This window comes from Microbacterium sp. TS-1 (assembly GCF_000509385.1).
In the GTDB taxonomy this organism is placed as follows: domain Bacteria; phylum Actinomycetota; class Actinomycetes; order Actinomycetales; family Microbacteriaceae; genus Microbacterium; species Microbacterium arborescens.
The window spans coordinates 1,581,599-1,594,811 of sequence record NZ_BASQ01000001.1 but is presented as its reverse complement, the minus strand read 5'-3'; the positions used below and the strand labels follow the sequence as shown (position 1 = coordinate 1,594,811).

Below are 13,213 nucleotides of genomic sequence, written 5' to 3'. Positions count from 1 at the left end.
GGGGTGGTTGCGCTCGGGTATGAGCCTGTACGAGCCCGCCGTCTTCGGCGCCCTGAATCTGTCGAACCGCGTCGTCATGGCGCCGCTGACCCGCACCCGCGCGGGCGAGGACGGCGTCCCCACCGACGTGATGGTCGAGTACTACCGCCAGCGTGCGGGGCAGGGGCTCATCGTCACCGAGGGTACGTGGCCGGTCGTCGAGGGCAAGTCGTACCCCGGGCAGCCCGGCATCCGGACCGACGAGCAGATCGCGGGCTGGCGGCGCATCGCCGACGCCGTCCATGAGGCCGGCGGCACCATCGTCATGCAGCTGATGCACGGCGGACGCGTGTCGCACCCCGACATCACCGGTGCCGATCGGGTCGTCGCGCCGAGCGCCCTGGCTGCGCCCGGGCAGACCCGGACCCCGAAGGGCAAGGCCGACATGCCGATCGCCCACGCGCTCACCGCGGCGGAGATCCCGCTCGTCGTGGAACAGTTCGCACAGGCGGCGCGCAACGCCCTCGCGGCCGGGCTCGACGGCGTCGAGGTCCACGGCGCCAACGGGTACCTCGTGCACGAGTTCCTCTCGCCGGTGTCGAACGTGCGCGATGACGAGTACGGCGCGTCGCCCGAGAACCGTGCCCGCTTCGCGGTCGAGGTCACGCGGGCCGTCGCCGCAGCCGTGGGAGCCGACCGCACCGGCATCCGCCTGTCGCCGCAGCACAACATCCAGGGTGTGCTCGAGCACGACGACGCCGACGCCCTCGCCACCTACACGGCTGTCGCCGAGGGGCTCGCCCCGCTCGGGCTCGCGTTCGTCGACGTGCTGAGCGCCGACCCCAAGGGAGACCTCGTGCAGCACATCCGCCGCGTGGCCGGCGCGCCGTTCATCCTCAACTCGGGCTTCGGCTCGCCCACGACCCGCGAAGAGGCCGAGACGCTCGTGACGTCGGACTGGGCGGATGCCGTCGCCGTCGGCCGTCCTGTCATCGCCAACCCCGACCTGGCGGTGCGGTGGCAGCAGCGCGCCGAGCTCAACGAGGCGCGCCCCGAGCTCTTCTACGGCTCGACCGCCGAGGGATACATCGACTATCCCTTCCTCGCCGAGGTGCGCGCCGGCACGGTCTGATCGACCTAGGCCCCGATCCCGGGCGTTCCGTCCATCTCATCGTCGAAGCGCCGACGTGCGTCCTCGATGCGGGGCATGTGCTCGTGCGCCCAGGCGAGGATGACGTCGACGGGCGGACGCAGCGTCTTGCCGAGCGGCGTGATCCGGTACTCCACGGCGACGGGCCGGGTGCTGAGGACCACGCGCTCGACGATCCCGTTGCGCTCGAGGCGCCGGAGGGTCGCGGTGAGCGACTTCTGCGTCACGGCGGGGATCGCCCGCCTGAGGGTGCTGAACCGGGCGGGTGCGTCGCACAGCTCGTTCAGCACCGCGAGCGACCACCGGTCGAGCACCTGGTCGAGCAGCTCGCGATGCGGGGCGGTGATCTCGAATCGGTCTGTGGCAGTGGGGGCGGTATCGGTCACGCTACCCAGTCTCGTTGATGTGACCTCCGCGCACCAGGTATCCATGAGATACCCGCGTTGATGCAAGGAGATACACATGACCGTCCACCTGTCGTCACCCGCCTCGCTGATGCAGCCCGTCCCGTACCACCATGTCGCCGTGGCCACGGGAACCCGCCACGTCACCGTCGCCGGCCAGATCGCCCGCACCGCCGACGGCAGGCCCGTCGCCCCGGGCGATCTCACCGGTCAGGTCGCTCACGCCCTCCGCAACACCCACGCCGGGCTGGTCAGCGCGGGGGCGGGGCTCGGCGATGTCGTCCGCTTGACGTTCTACGTCACGGGGTGGTCCCCCGACCGCATCGCCGACTTCATGGCGGGTGTCCAGGAGGTGGCCGAGGAGATCGGGATGCCCACGCCGATGCCGCCGGCATCGCTCATCGGGGTCGACTACCTCTTCGAGCCCGATGTCCTCGTCGAGGTCGAGGCGACCGCGATCCTCGACTGACGCCCCGCGGCGGGCCCCCGGAACCTCAGCCCCGGAAGACGGGCAGCTGCGAGGCGAGGCCGAGCAGCAGGCCGAAGAACATGAGCAGGATGATGCCGCGCCGCGTCGACCCGCGATTGGTGCCGTCGGTGCCGATCTGCTGGTTGCGCACGAAGATGATGAGGGCGACCAGCAGCACCGCCAGTCCGGTGAGCGCCAGGACGATCGACATCAGTCGTCGTCACCGTCCCGACGCCGCCGCGCCATCTGCACGACGACGACCACGAGGGTGGTCGTGAGCATGAGGGCGACGCTGATCAGCAGCAGGTTCTGCTCGAACTCGTTCACAGGATGCCCGGATCCTCGGTCTCGTACGGCTCGGCCTCGAGCAGGTCGGCGACCGAGTCGAGGATCTCGTCGGGGCGGAAGGGGTAGCGCTCGATCTCGGCGTCGTCCGAGATGCCGGTGCGCACGAGCACGGTGTGCAGGCCCGCCTCGATGCCCGCCACGACGTCGGTGTCCATGCGGTCGCCGATCATGCCGGTGTTCTCGGAGTGCGCTCCGATGCGGTTCATCGCGGAGCGGAACATCATGGGGTTCGGCTTGCCGACGACGTACGGGCTCTTGCCGGTCGCGTGCGAGATGAGCGCCGCGAACGAGCCGGTGGCGGGGACCACGCCCTCGGGGGTCGGGCCCGTGGCATCCGGGTTCGTGATGATGAAGCGTGCGCCGGCGTTGATGAACCGGATCGCCTTCGTGATGGCATCGAACGAGTAGTTGCGGGTCTCACCCACGACGACGTAGTCGGGGTCGGTCTCGGTCATGATGTAGCCCGCCTCGTGCAGGGCCGTGGTGAGGCCGGCCTCGCCGATGACGAACGCCGAGCCGCCGGGATGCTGCGACCGCAGGAAGTCGGCCGTCGCGAGCGCCGACGTCCAGATGCGGTCCTCCGGGACCTCGAGCCCCGACCGCGCGAGACGCGCGCTGAGGTCGCGCGGCGTGAAGAAGGGGTTGTTGGTCAGCACGAGGAACGGCGTGCCCGTCTCGCGCCACTGCGCGAGCAGTTCCGCCGCACCCGGGATGGGGTGGTTCTCGTGGACGAGGACGCCGTCCATGTCCGTGAGCCAGCACTCGATATCGGCGCGTGTCCGCATGGCCCCAGCCTAGCCGTGGCGATCCGGCCGTAGTCTTCACTCGTGGCCCACGACGACTGGAATCCCCGCAAGCTGCCCGACCTGTCGGGCAAGCGGTACCTCGTCACGGGTTCCAACGCGGGACTCGGCTACTTCGCGACGCTCCAGCTCGCCTCCGCCGGGGCCCACGTCATCATGACCGGTCGCAGCCCGCAGCGCCTCGCGACCGCGCGCGCATCGGTCACGAGGGCCCTTCCCGAGGGGGTGGGCTCGATCGAGACGCTGCTGCTCGACACCAGCAACCTCGGTTCGGTCCGTGCGGCGGCGGCGACCGCGCGCGGGCGCAAGCCCCTGCACGGCCTGCTTCTGAACGCCGGGATCGTGCACCCGCCTCGGCAGCGCCGCACGACCCCCGACGGCCATGAGCTGGTGTTCGCCACCAACGTCCTCGGCCACTACGCGCTCGCCGGTGAGCTGCTCATCGCGCTCGCCGCGGGCCGCGGGCGCATGGTGTGGGTCGGCTCGGTGTCGACCTCGATCTGGAAGTACGACCCGACCGACATCGAGCTCGAGAGCGACTACTCGCCCTGGCGCGCGTACGTCCAGTCGAAGGTCGCCACGACCTCGCTCGGCCTCGAGGCCGACCAGCGGCTGCGGGCGGCGAGCGTGCCCGTCTCGAGCCTGGTCGCCCACCCCGGGTACTCCACGAGCGGGCGCACCCGCGGCATCGCGGGGATCAACGAGCCCACGCGCATGACGCGCTTCACCGACAACCTCCAGGTCGCCGTGACCCAGTCGAAGGAGCGCGGGGCCTGGCCGCTCGTGCGCGCGCTCGTCGATCCGGATGCCGCGGGCGGCGAGTTCTACGGACCCTCCGGTGTGGTGCGGGGCGAGCCGCGCGTCGCGACGCCCGCGGCGATCACGCGCGATCCCGAGATCGCCGCGCGCCTGTGGTCGTACTGCGAGCACACGACCCGCACGCCGTGGCCGTATCTGAAGGCGAGCCGGACGCGCGCGAAGAGCTGATCGCGCTCAGGCGGTGATCCAGATGGCCGCGGCGGCGCCGGGCGGCAGCACGGCGGAACCGCCGCCGTCGAGCTGAACGCTGTCGCGTCCGCTGACGATCAGGGTGTGACCGACGTCGATGCCGCGTTCCTCGAGCGCCCGCAGGAGCGCTGGGTCGCGGTCGCTCACGCGGAGGATGCGGCCCTCGTGGCCGATCGCGGCCTCGGCGAGCAGCACGAACGGCTCGCGATGGACCTCGCCGTCGGCGTCGGGGATCGCGTCGCCGTGCGGATCGAATCGCGGATCGCCCAGCCGCTCCGCGATTCCCGCGAGCAGACGGTCGCTGATGGTGTGCTCGAGCACCTCGGCCTCGTCGTGCACTTCGTCCCAGGCGTACCCGAACTCGCGCACGAGCCACGTCTCGATGAGCCGGTGACGCCGGATGATGGATGCCGCCCGCCGGCGGCCCGTCTCGGTCAGCGTCACCGGTCCGTAGGGGCGATGCGACACGAGGTCCTGTGCGGCGAGCTTGCGCACCATCTCGGTGACCGTCGACGGTGCGAGCCCGAGCATGGCCGCGAGCTGCGACGGGGTGATCGGCGCCGACTGCCACTCGGTGTGGTGGTAGATCGTCTTCAGGTAGTCGTCGACGGCGGGGGAGGGCACACTCCAGATTATCCGCGGCGGCGGGATAGCCTGTCCCGGTGACCCGCCCCGACCCCGCCGACGCGGAACCGCAGCTGCCGGTGGGCGTGGGACCGTGGCCGGGCGGCCCGGACGCATGGCCCGACGACCCCCGCTACGACCCGCAGCTGCTCGCCGACGGCGACCGGCGCAACGTCGTGGACCGGTACCGCTACTGGCGGCTCGAGGCGATCGTGGCCGATCTCGACGAGCATCGGCATCCTTTCCACGTCGCGATCGAGAACTGGCAGCACGACATGAACATCGGCTCGATCGTTCGCAGCGCCAACGCGTTCGGTGCGGCGGAGGTGCATATCGTCGGACGCCGGCGCTGGAACCGCCGCGGCGCGATGGTCACCGACCGCTACCAGCACGTCCGCCACCACGAGGATGTCGCCTCCTTCGCCACGTGGGCGCGCGAGAACGACCTCCCGATCGTCGCGGTGGACAATGTCCCGGGGTCGGTTCCGGTCGACCGGGCCGACCTGCCCGAGCGTGCCGTGCTGATGTTCGGCCAGGAAGGCCCGGGGCTTTCGGCCGAGGCCGTGGCCGCGGCATCCGTCGTCGTCGAGATCACGCAGTACGGCTCGACGCGATCGATCAACGCCTCGGCGGCGGGTGCCGTCGTCATGTACGAGTGGTGCCGGCGCTGGGCTCGGTGAGCCTGCATCGACCGGAGATCACCGCTCGGGGTGACGGTCGGGCGTGACGGCGTAGACGAACAGCCCCGTCGCCGAGGCGCTGAGCTCGACCGTGGCGTCGGCGGGCACGTCGCGGATGCTGTGCGCCTCGGCGTTCTCGTCGACCGCCGCACAGGTCGCCTCACCGCTGTCGAGCGTCTCGCCGTTCGCCGTCACGGTGTAGGTCAGCTGACTGCCGGAGCCGGTGACGCAGGCGATCGTCACGATGGCGGGAGCCTCGCCCGCCGTGACCGCGATGATCGGCTCTCCGCCCGGATCGAGGACACCCGCCTCGCGCTGAGTCCACGAGGCTCCGCCGAGCGCGTTCTCGGGGATGACGGTGTCGGCCCAGCGCTGGGCGTCATCCGCGGTGGGTCGGGGAAGCGTGCGCGCGTCATCGGACGGGGTCGCGACCTCGACCGGCGGAGTCCGTTCCGCGCAGCCGCAAGCGAGCATCCCGACCGCGAGCACGGCGATGCCGGCGGCGGAAACAGCGGTGAGCTTCGGCATGGGGCCACGGTACGGGCCGAGGCTGAGGTTCGCACGTGAGCGAGGTTTCGACCCGATCACAGTTTCGCCCGGGCCGCCGTTCAGACGGCGATGCGCAACCATGCGCCCCGGCGCACGCGCCAGCCGAGGGTGAGCAGCCGAGCGATCATGTACACACCGAAGAACGCCGCCGCGAGCCACGCGAGGCCCGCCGCGCCCTCCGGATGCAGCGCACCGATGATCAGGAGAGCGGGGATGAAGGGCACGAGGTTGAGCCCGCCGGCGATGGCGAGGTAGCGCGCATCTCCGGCGCCCATCAGAACGCCGTCGAGGACGAAGACGACGCCGCACACGGGCTGGGCGATCGCGAGGACGAGCAGAGCCGGCTGCACGAGCGCGGCGACCGCGGGATCGCCGGTGAACAGCAGCCCGATGACTCCCGACGTCGCCGCGATCAGCCCGCCCACGAGCACTCCGAACCACGCGCCCCAGGCGACGGTCCGCCCGAGCACGCGCTTGACGAACGTCTCGTCGCCGGCACCGAGCCCGCGTCCGATCAGGGCCTGCGCGGCGATCGCGAGGGCGTCGAGCGCGAAGGCCGCGGTCGAGAAGATCGTGAAGGCGACCTGCCATCCGGCGAGTTCGTTCGTTCCCAGTCCCGTCGCGACCGCGACGGTCGCGAGCAGCGCGGCCCGCAGCGACACCGTGCGCAGGAACAGCCAGCCGCCCAGACGCGCCGACCCGCGCATGCCGTCGGCGCGGGGCCGGAGCGACGCCGAATGCCGGCGGGCGAGACGGCCGATCACGACGGCGTAGGCACCGACCATGCCCCACTGGGCGATGACGGTGCCCATGGCCGATCCGGCGATTCCCCATCCGAAGCCGTAGATGAACAGGACGTTCAGCAGAGCGTTCGCGCCGAACCCGAGGCCGGCGATCCACAGCGGGGTGACGGTGTCCTGCATCCCGCGCAGCAGCCCGGTCGCCGCGAAGACGACGAGCATCGCCGGAAGCCCCCACATCGACAGCCGCAGGTAGGTCTCGGCATCCGTCGAGACGGCCTCCCCGGCGCCGAACAGACCCACCAGCAGCGGGGTCGCGAGCGAGCCGGCCGCCGCGAGCACGGCGCCGAGGCCGAGCGCGAGCCACAGACCGTCGATCCCCGCGCTCACGGCGCTCGTGGAGTCGCCCGCCCCGAAGCGGCGCGCCACCGCCGGCGTCGTCGCATACGCGAGGAACACCATCAGGCCCACGATCGTCTGCAGCACCGCACCCGCAATGCCCAGGGCCGCGAGCGGCACGACGCCGAGGTGGCCGATGAGGGCGGCGTCGACGATGAGGAACATCGGCTCCGCGATGAGGGCCCCGAGCGCGGGAACGGCCAGCCGCAGGATCTCGCGGTTGAGCGTGGGCGCCATGAGACGAGCCTAGGGGCGGACCGCCGCCGGGCCGGCCTTGCACGCGGGCCCGGTCGCTGTCGAGCGCGCGGAGCAGCACCGCATCCCCGACTAGCGTTGATCATCGACCGGAGGGGAAGGACGGGGATGCGGCTGCTCAAACGCCTGGCGATCGCGCGCCTGCACGCGCGGCTGCCGACGTGGGTCCGCGTCGTCGTCGCCGCGGCGGCCGTCGTGCTCGGCGTCGTCATCGTCATCCGGCCCACGACCGCTCTCGACGTCCTCGCCTGGCTGATCGGCGGCGGCATGGCCCTGACGGGACTGCTCGAGCTCACCGGACGTGAGGGGGAGGCGCATCGGCCGCGCTGGCGCACGGCGACCGGCGTCGCCTGGCTGGTCGGCGGCGCGATCGTCCTCCTCGCGCCGGGACTGACGGTCCGCGTGGTCGCGATCGTCGTCGGCATCCTTCTTCTCGGCGGCGGCATCTTCGGCGTCATCGCCGCGTTCGGACGCGGGCGCACGTGGGACGCGCGCATCGCCGATGCGGCATTCGGCGCATCGGGGGTCATCTTCGGCGCGCTCGCACTGTTCTGGCCCGACATCACCCTGCTCGTGACCGCCGTCGTCTTCGGAGCACGGTTGATCATGAGCGGCGTCGTCGACCTCTGGACGCGGTTGCGCCGTCGCCGCGACGACCGGGCGGCCGAACGGCTGGGGGCCGACGGGCGCCCGCGCCGGCGATGGGGTCGCACCGTGGTCGCGATCGCCTCCGTCGCGCTCGCCGTCACCACGACGATCGTGACCGCGCCGCTGCGCGACGGTTCGACCGTCGTCGACGACTTCTACGCGGCACCGCGCGACCTGCCCGACGAGCCCGGACGACTCGTACGCGCCGAGCCGTTCGAGGCGGGCATCCCGGCGAGCGCCCAGGGATGGCGCATCCTCTACACCACGACGGGAGTCGAGGGGGAGGTCCGCGTCGCGAGCGCCATCGTTGCGGTGCCGCGCGAGGGAGACGGGCAGTGGCCGGTGATCGACTGGAATCACGGCACCACCGGGTTCGCTCAGCACTGCGCCCCGTCGCTGCAGCCGCGCGGACTGTGGGCGGGGGCGTTCTACATGCTGCCGCGAGCCATCAAAGAGGGATGGGCCGTCGTCGGCACCGACTACATCGGGCTCGGGACCGAGGGTCCGCACCCGTACCTCGTCGGCCTGCCGAGCGCGCACGCCTCGCTCGACGCCGTTCGCGCGGCTCGCGAGCTCGAGGAGGCCGATCTCGGTGCGCGGACCGTCGTCTGGGGGCACTCCCAGGGCGGTGCTGCCGCGCTGTGGACGGGCGCCGTCGCCCGGGAGTACGCCCCCGAGGTCTGGGTGCGGGGCGTCGCCGCCCTCGCCCCGGCGAGCGACCCGGCGGCTCTCGTGCAGGGCATCTCCAGCGTCACCGGCGGGAGCATCTTCGCCTCTTACGCCTTCGCCTCGTTCTCGGCGATCTACCCCGAGATCGAGTATCGCGACTATGTGCGTCCCGGCGCCGAGACGGTGCTGCGGCAGATGTCGGAGCGGTGCCTGTCCGACCCGACGATCGTGCTGTCGGTGGCCGCGGCGCTCGGGATGAGCCGGGATCCCGCGCTGTTCTCGCGGTCGCCGGCATCCGGGGTGCTCGGTCGCCATCTGCGCGAGAACACGGCTCCGCTTCGTTCCACCGCGCCCGTGCTGCTGGCGCACGGCGGAGCCGACAGCGTCATCCCCGTGCAGACCCAGGCCGCCTTCGTCGACCGGATGTGCGCGGCGGGCCAGGACGTCGATTTCCGCACGTACGCGGGGTTCGAGCATGCGGGCGTCGTCGAGCGCCCGTCGCCCCTCATCGACGAGCTGTTCGACTGGACCAGGGACCGTTTCGCCGGCATCCCGGTTGCCGAGGGATGTACCACCACAGAACGCTGAACGCCCTCGGAAGTTCGTGTCGTCCGGTCGGCCTAGCATGGGTGCCATGACCGACCCCGTCCTCCCCTCCGGAATCGACATCGCCGAGCTGAGCCCCGAGATCCGACCGCAGGACGATCTGTTCCGGCACGTCAACGGCAGCTGGCTCGAGCGCACCGAGATCCCCGACGACAAGGCGCGGTGGGGCTCGTTCCACGTCATCGCCGAACAGGCCGAGAGCGACGTCCGCGCGATCATCGACGACGCGACGTCGGCCGAGCCGGGCACGGTGCAGCGCAAGATCGGCGACCTGTTCACGAGCTTCATGGACACGGCCCGTATCGACGAGCTCGGCGCCGAGCCGCTGCGCCCGCAGCTGGCGCGGGTCGACGCGGTCGACTCGATCACGGCGCTGCTGAGCACCGTCGGTGAGCTCGAGCGCGAGGGCATCGGCGGCATGATCGGCACGTTCATCGAGCCCGACCCGGGCAACCCCGAGCGCTATGTCGTCTTCTTCGTCCAGGGCGGGCTGTCGCTTCCCGACGAGAGCTACTACCGCCTCGACGGCTTCGACGCCACGCGCACCGCGTTCCGCGGCTACGCCGAGCGCATGCTCGAGCTCGCCGGCGTCGGCGATGCCGCGGACCAGGCCGACCGCATCGTGCGGCTCGAGACCGAGCTCGCCGCGCACCACTGGGACAACGTCCGCAACCGCGACGCGGTGGCGACCTACAACCTGCACACGTGGGACGAGGTGCGAACCCTCGCGGGCGTCGACCTCGACCCGTGGCTCGAGGGCCTCGCGCCCCGGCACCGCGACGGCTTCGCCGAGATCAACGTCAACCAGCCGAGCTTCCTCTCCGGTCTGGGCACGCTGCTGACCGACGAGCACCTCGACGATTGGAAGGCCTGGCTGCGGCTGCAGGTCGTCCGTGCGTCGGCGCCGTTCCTGCCCGACGCGTTCGTCGCCGAGAACTTCGCCTTCTACGGCACCCAGCTCACCGGCGTGCCCGTGAACCGCGAGCGCTGGAAGCGGGGGGTCAGCATCGTGCAGGCGGCTCTCGGTGAAGCGGTCGGCGAGATCTACGTCGAGCGGCATTTCCCGCCCCAGGCCAAGGTCGAGATGGACGCCCTGGTCGACAACCTCATCGAGGCCTACCGGCAGTCGATCACGGGCCTCGAGTGGATGACGCCGGCCACGCGCGAGCGTGCGCTCGAGAAGCTCGCGGCCTTCACGCCGAAGATCGGCTACCCCGACCGCTGGAAGGACTACTCCGCGCTCGAGATCGATCCCACCGACCTCCTGGGCAACGTCCTGCGCTCGACCGAGTGGGAGTACGAGCGTCAGCTCGCCAAGCTCGGCCAGCCGATCGACCGTGACGAGTGGCACATGACGCCGCAGACGGTCAACGCCTACTACAACCCGCTGATGAACGAGATCGTCTTCCCCGCGGCCATCCTGCAGCTGCCGTTCTTCTCGTCCGAGCGCGACGCCGCGGCGAACTACGGCGGCATCGGCGCGGTCATCGGCCACGAGATCGGGCACGGATTCGACGACCAGGGCAGCGCCTACGACGGCACCGGCGCGCTCAACGACTGGTGGACCGACGCCGACCGCGCCGCCTTCGAGGAGCGCACGGGGGCACTGATCGACCAGTACAACGCGCTCGTGCCGCGGGGACTCGGCGAGGAGCACACCGTCAACGGCGCGCTCACCATCGGCGAGAACATCGGCGACCTGGGCGGCCTCGGCATCGCGCTGAAGGCGTACCGGCTTCACCTCGCCGCCACGATGTCGCCGGAAGAGCTGGCCGAGGCGCCCGACGGCCCCGTGGTCGACGGCTTCACGGGTGTGCAGCGGCTGCTGCTCAGCTGGGGACAGATCTGGCAGCAGAAGGGGCGCGACGCCGAGACGATCCGGCTGCTCACGATCGACCCGCACGCCCCGAACGAATTCCGATGCAACCAGATCGTCCGTAACATCGATGCGTTCTACGACGCATTCGGCGTGACCGAGGGAGACGAGCTGTGGCTCGCGCCCGAGCGCCGCGTCACGATCTGGTGATCACTCGAACCGAATCGCTCGAACTGACTCCGACGGAGACGAGAACATGACGGTGGATGGATCCGAATCCTCCCCCGGGACCGCCCGCTCGCGCGCGGAGCGACGCACCGGCGCGCGCCCGCGCCGTCGCTCCGGCGTGCCGCGGCGAGGGTTCGCGTCGACCGAGAAGGCGCTCGACGCCCTGGCGGCATCCGGGGCGCGGGTGTCGGTGCGGGTCAGCGACCTCGACCGCGGTACGCCCGTGCTCGCGGGCGACGACTTCGTCACGCTGCCGGTCGCGGGCCTGGGCATCGTCCCGTTGCTGATCGAGGTGGCGACGCGCTTCGAGGCCGGGACCCTCGATCCGCTCGAGATCGTCGATCGGTCGACCGTCGGCGACGTCGCGGTCGCGGGGCTCTGGCGCCATCTCGCGGCGCCCGCCCTGCCGCTCGGCGATCTCGCGGTGCTGGCCGCCTCGACCGGCGACGCGCTCGCCGCGAACGCCCTGCTCGAGCGGGTCGGCCTCGATGCCGTGCGGGCGCGGATCGGAAGCCTCGGGATGCCGCGCACGGCGCTGCTCGACCGGTTCCGCGACACCCGCGGGCCCGACGATGCGCCGCACTACGCTCTCGGCACGGCGCGCGAGCTCGCCGCCATGTTCGCGGCACTGGTCAACACCGACGTCGTCTCGCCCGGGGTGAGCGCCCAGGTGTCCGAGTGGCTGAGTCTGAACCACGACCTGTCGCTCGTCGGCTCGGTGACAGGACTCGATCCCTTCGCGCACGACGACGACAAGCACGAGCTGCTGTTCGTCAACAAGACCGGTCGGGCCGACGGCATCCGCGCCGAGGCCGGCGTGCTCGCCGGCCCCCGCGCCGGGGTGGCCTACGCGTTGCTGGTCGGGTTCGACGACCTGTCGATGAGCGATCGTCTGCGTGCTCACGAGGCGTTCCGCGCGTTCGGGTTCGACCTCATGGAGTACGTCTTCTGATGTGATCCGGCCGTGCGCTTGACTCTCACACCGTGTCAGGCTGTCGAGTGGGATCACCATGTTGAGTATCGGAGAGTTCGCCCGGCTGGCCGGCGTATCGGTGCGGATGCTGCGCCATTACGACCAGCTCGCCCTGCTGCGTCCGCATCGCGTCGATCCGGCCTCGGGATACCGCTCGTACTCCGCGTCGCAGCTCGATCGGGCCAACCGGCTGATCGCGCTGAAGGACCTCGGCTTCACCCTCGAACAGGTCGGCCGGCTGCTCGACGACGGTATGTCGTCGGCATCGGTGGCCGCGCTCCTGCGGGAGCGGAGGGCTGAGCTGAGCGGCCAGATCGCAGCGGACGTTCAGCGGCTGCACGAGGTCGAGGCGAGGCTCCGATCGATCGAGAAGGAGATACCCGTGTCCACATTCATCGAGACCGCACTGCCCGAGCTGACTCTGACCCAGCTGTCGGTCCGCATCGACGAGATGGCGCAGATCGAAGACGAGATCAGCGTCATGTTCCAGCGCGTGAACGACCGTATCGAGTCCGCCGGTGCGCAGCGGGTCGGACCCGGCGTCGCCGTCTACATGACGACAGGCGATGGCATGGTCGTCGCCGCGGCCGAGCAGATCGGCGAGGCGCCGGTGCCCGACGGCCTCGAGCGCGCGGTCGTCGCGGCCGAACCGCGGGCGCTCACCCTTCGCTACGAGGCGCCCGATCTGGCCGGCATCCAGAGCGCGTGGCAGGCGCTGGTCGCCGAGGCGGAGCGGCGCGGGCTGCGATCCGACGGCGCGTGCCGCGAGGTGTATCTGCAGACGCCCTATGACGGCGACCGATGGGTCATCGACCTGCAGCAGCCCGTGTCCTGAGCCCCGGCGCGGGGAGCGTTAGCCTGGGGG

The 13,213-nt window shown here is 71.2% G+C and carries 14 protein-coding genes; 8 read left to right on the top strand and 6 right to left on the bottom strand.

Annotated elements, in window-relative coordinates:
- Positions 1 to 19: 19 nt before the first annotated feature.
- A complete protein-coding gene (locus tag MTS1_RS07470) occupies positions 20 to 1,111 on the top strand; it encodes an alkene reductase (protein WP_036304693.1) in 1,092 nt (363 codons plus the stop codon).
- Between the two features lie 5 nt (positions 1,112 to 1,116).
- On the opposite strand, the gene MTS1_RS07465 is transcribed toward MTS1_RS07470, so the two are convergent.
- On the bottom strand, positions 1,117 to 1,515 hold the full coding sequence (locus MTS1_RS07465) for a helix-turn-helix domain-containing protein (protein WP_023952778.1): 399 nt from the start codon (positions 1,513 to 1,515) through the stop codon (positions 1,117 to 1,119).
- A gap of 76 nt (positions 1,516 to 1,591) precedes the next feature.
- Here MTS1_RS07465 and MTS1_RS07460 point away from each other — a divergent pair, with 76 nt between their 5' ends.
- Positions 1,592 to 2,002, top strand: coding sequence for a RidA family protein (locus MTS1_RS07460; protein ID WP_023952776.1), 411 nt, complete (start codon positions 1,592 to 1,594; stop codon positions 2,000 to 2,002).
- Positions 2,003 to 2,027: 25 nt separating this feature from the next.
- On the opposite strand, the gene MTS1_RS07455 is transcribed toward MTS1_RS07460, so the two are convergent.
- Both MTS1_RS07455 and MTS1_RS07450 read right to left on the bottom strand, forming a co-directional pair.
- Positions 2,028 to 2,213 (bottom strand): hypothetical protein, encoded by a 186-nt coding sequence (locus tag MTS1_RS07455; protein WP_023952775.1) that lies wholly within the window; start codon positions 2,211 to 2,213, stop codon positions 2,028 to 2,030.
- Positions 2,214 to 2,325: 112 nt separating this feature from the next.
- The gene (locus MTS1_RS07450; protein ID WP_023952774.1) at positions 2,326 to 3,135 is read right to left on the bottom strand and encodes an HAD-IIA family hydrolase; all 810 of its coding nucleotides are present in this window, start codon (positions 3,133 to 3,135) and stop codon (positions 2,326 to 2,328) included.
- Between the two features lie 42 nt (positions 3,136 to 3,177).
- On the opposite strand from MTS1_RS07450, the gene MTS1_RS07445 reads away from it, so the two are divergent.
- Positions 3,178 to 4,140 carry an SDR family NAD(P)-dependent oxidoreductase gene (locus MTS1_RS07445; RefSeq protein WP_023952773.1) on the top strand — a complete coding sequence of 321 codons (963 nt, stop codon included), beginning with the start codon at positions 3,178 to 3,180 and terminating at the stop codon, positions 4,138 to 4,140.
- A 6-nt stretch (positions 4,141 to 4,146) separates the two neighbouring features.
- Here the strand turns inward: MTS1_RS07445 and MTS1_RS07440 are convergent, their stop codons facing one another.
- A complete protein-coding gene (locus MTS1_RS07440; RefSeq protein ID WP_023952772.1) occupies positions 4,147 to 4,785 on the bottom strand; it encodes a metal-dependent transcriptional regulator in 639 nt (212 codons plus the stop codon).
- A 38-nt stretch (positions 4,786 to 4,823) separates the two neighbouring features.
- Here MTS1_RS07440 and MTS1_RS07435 point away from each other — a divergent pair, with 38 nt between their 5' ends.
- The gene (locus tag MTS1_RS07435; protein ID WP_023952771.1) at positions 4,824 to 5,465 is read left to right on the top strand and encodes a TrmH family RNA methyltransferase; all 642 of its coding nucleotides are present in this window, start codon (positions 4,824 to 4,826) and stop codon (positions 5,463 to 5,465) included.
- A gap of 18 nt (positions 5,466 to 5,483) precedes the next feature.
- Here MTS1_RS07435 and MTS1_RS07430 read toward each other — a convergent pair whose 3' ends face one another.
- Positions 5,484 to 5,993: a hypothetical protein gene (locus MTS1_RS07430; RefSeq protein WP_023952770.1), complete on the bottom strand. Its 510-nt coding sequence runs from the start codon at positions 5,991 to 5,993 to the stop codon at positions 5,484 to 5,486.
- An 80-nt stretch (positions 5,994 to 6,073) separates the two neighbouring features.
- A complete protein-coding gene (locus tag MTS1_RS07425) occupies positions 6,074 to 7,390 on the bottom strand; it encodes an MATE family efflux transporter (RefSeq protein WP_023952769.1) in 1,317 nt (438 codons plus the stop codon).
- A 126-nt stretch (positions 7,391 to 7,516) separates the two neighbouring features.
- On the opposite strand from MTS1_RS07425, the gene MTS1_RS07420 reads away from it, so the two are divergent.
- The 4 genes from MTS1_RS07420 to MTS1_RS07405 are packed head-to-tail and all read left to right on the top strand — an operon-like array spanning position 7,517 to position 13,183.
- The gene (locus MTS1_RS07420; RefSeq protein WP_023952768.1) at positions 7,517 to 9,313 is read left to right on the top strand and encodes an alpha/beta fold hydrolase; all 1,797 of its coding nucleotides are present in this window, start codon (positions 7,517 to 7,519) and stop codon (positions 9,311 to 9,313) included.
- A gap of 46 nt (positions 9,314 to 9,359) precedes the next feature.
- A complete protein-coding gene (locus MTS1_RS07415) occupies positions 9,360 to 11,357 on the top strand; it encodes a M13 family metallopeptidase (protein ID WP_023952767.1) in 1,998 nt (665 codons plus the stop codon).
- Positions 11,358 to 11,409: 52 nt separating this feature from the next.
- Entirely contained in the window at positions 11,410 to 12,327 is a 918-nt protein-coding gene (locus MTS1_RS07410) for a serine hydrolase (RefSeq protein WP_233494906.1), read from the top strand.
- A 58-nt stretch (positions 12,328 to 12,385) separates the two neighbouring features.
- A complete protein-coding gene (locus tag MTS1_RS07405; protein ID WP_023952765.1) occupies positions 12,386 to 13,183 on the top strand; it encodes a MerR family transcriptional regulator in 798 nt (265 codons plus the stop codon).
- Positions 13,184 to 13,213 lie beyond the last annotated feature (30 nt).

Excerpts from the sequence above, each read along its gene's own strand:
- MTS1_RS07425 (WP_023952769.1), bottom strand. The coding sequence starts at position 7,390 with ATGGCGCCCACGCTCAACCGCGAGATCCTGCGGCTGGCCGTTCCCGCG.
- MTS1_RS07455 (WP_023952775.1), bottom strand. The coding sequence starts at position 2,213 with ATGTCGATCGTCCTGGCGCTCACCGGACTGGCGGTGCTGCTGGTCGCC.
- MTS1_RS07415 (WP_023952767.1), top strand. The coding sequence starts at position 9,360 with ATGACCGACCCCGTCCTCCCCTCCGGAATCGACATCGCCGAGCTGAGC.
- MTS1_RS07405 (WP_023952765.1), top strand. The coding sequence starts at position 12,386 with ATGTTGAGTATCGGAGAGTTCGCCCGGCTGGCCGGCGTATCGGTGCGG.
- MTS1_RS07450 (WP_023952774.1), bottom strand. The coding sequence starts at position 3,135 with ATGCGGACACGCGCCGATATCGAGTGCTGGCTCACGGACATGGACGGC.
- MTS1_RS07430 (WP_023952770.1), bottom strand. The coding sequence starts at position 5,993 with ATGCCGAAGCTCACCGCTGTTTCCGCCGCCGGCATCGCCGTGCTCGCG.
- MTS1_RS07470 (WP_036304693.1), top strand. The coding sequence starts at position 20 with ATGAGCCTGTACGAGCCCGCCGTCTTCGGCGCCCTGAATCTGTCGAAC.
- MTS1_RS07460 (WP_023952776.1), top strand. The coding sequence starts at position 1,592 with ATGACCGTCCACCTGTCGTCACCCGCCTCGCTGATGCAGCCCGTCCCG.
- MTS1_RS07420 (WP_023952768.1), top strand. The coding sequence starts at position 7,517 with ATGCGGCTGCTCAAACGCCTGGCGATCGCGCGCCTGCACGCGCGGCTG.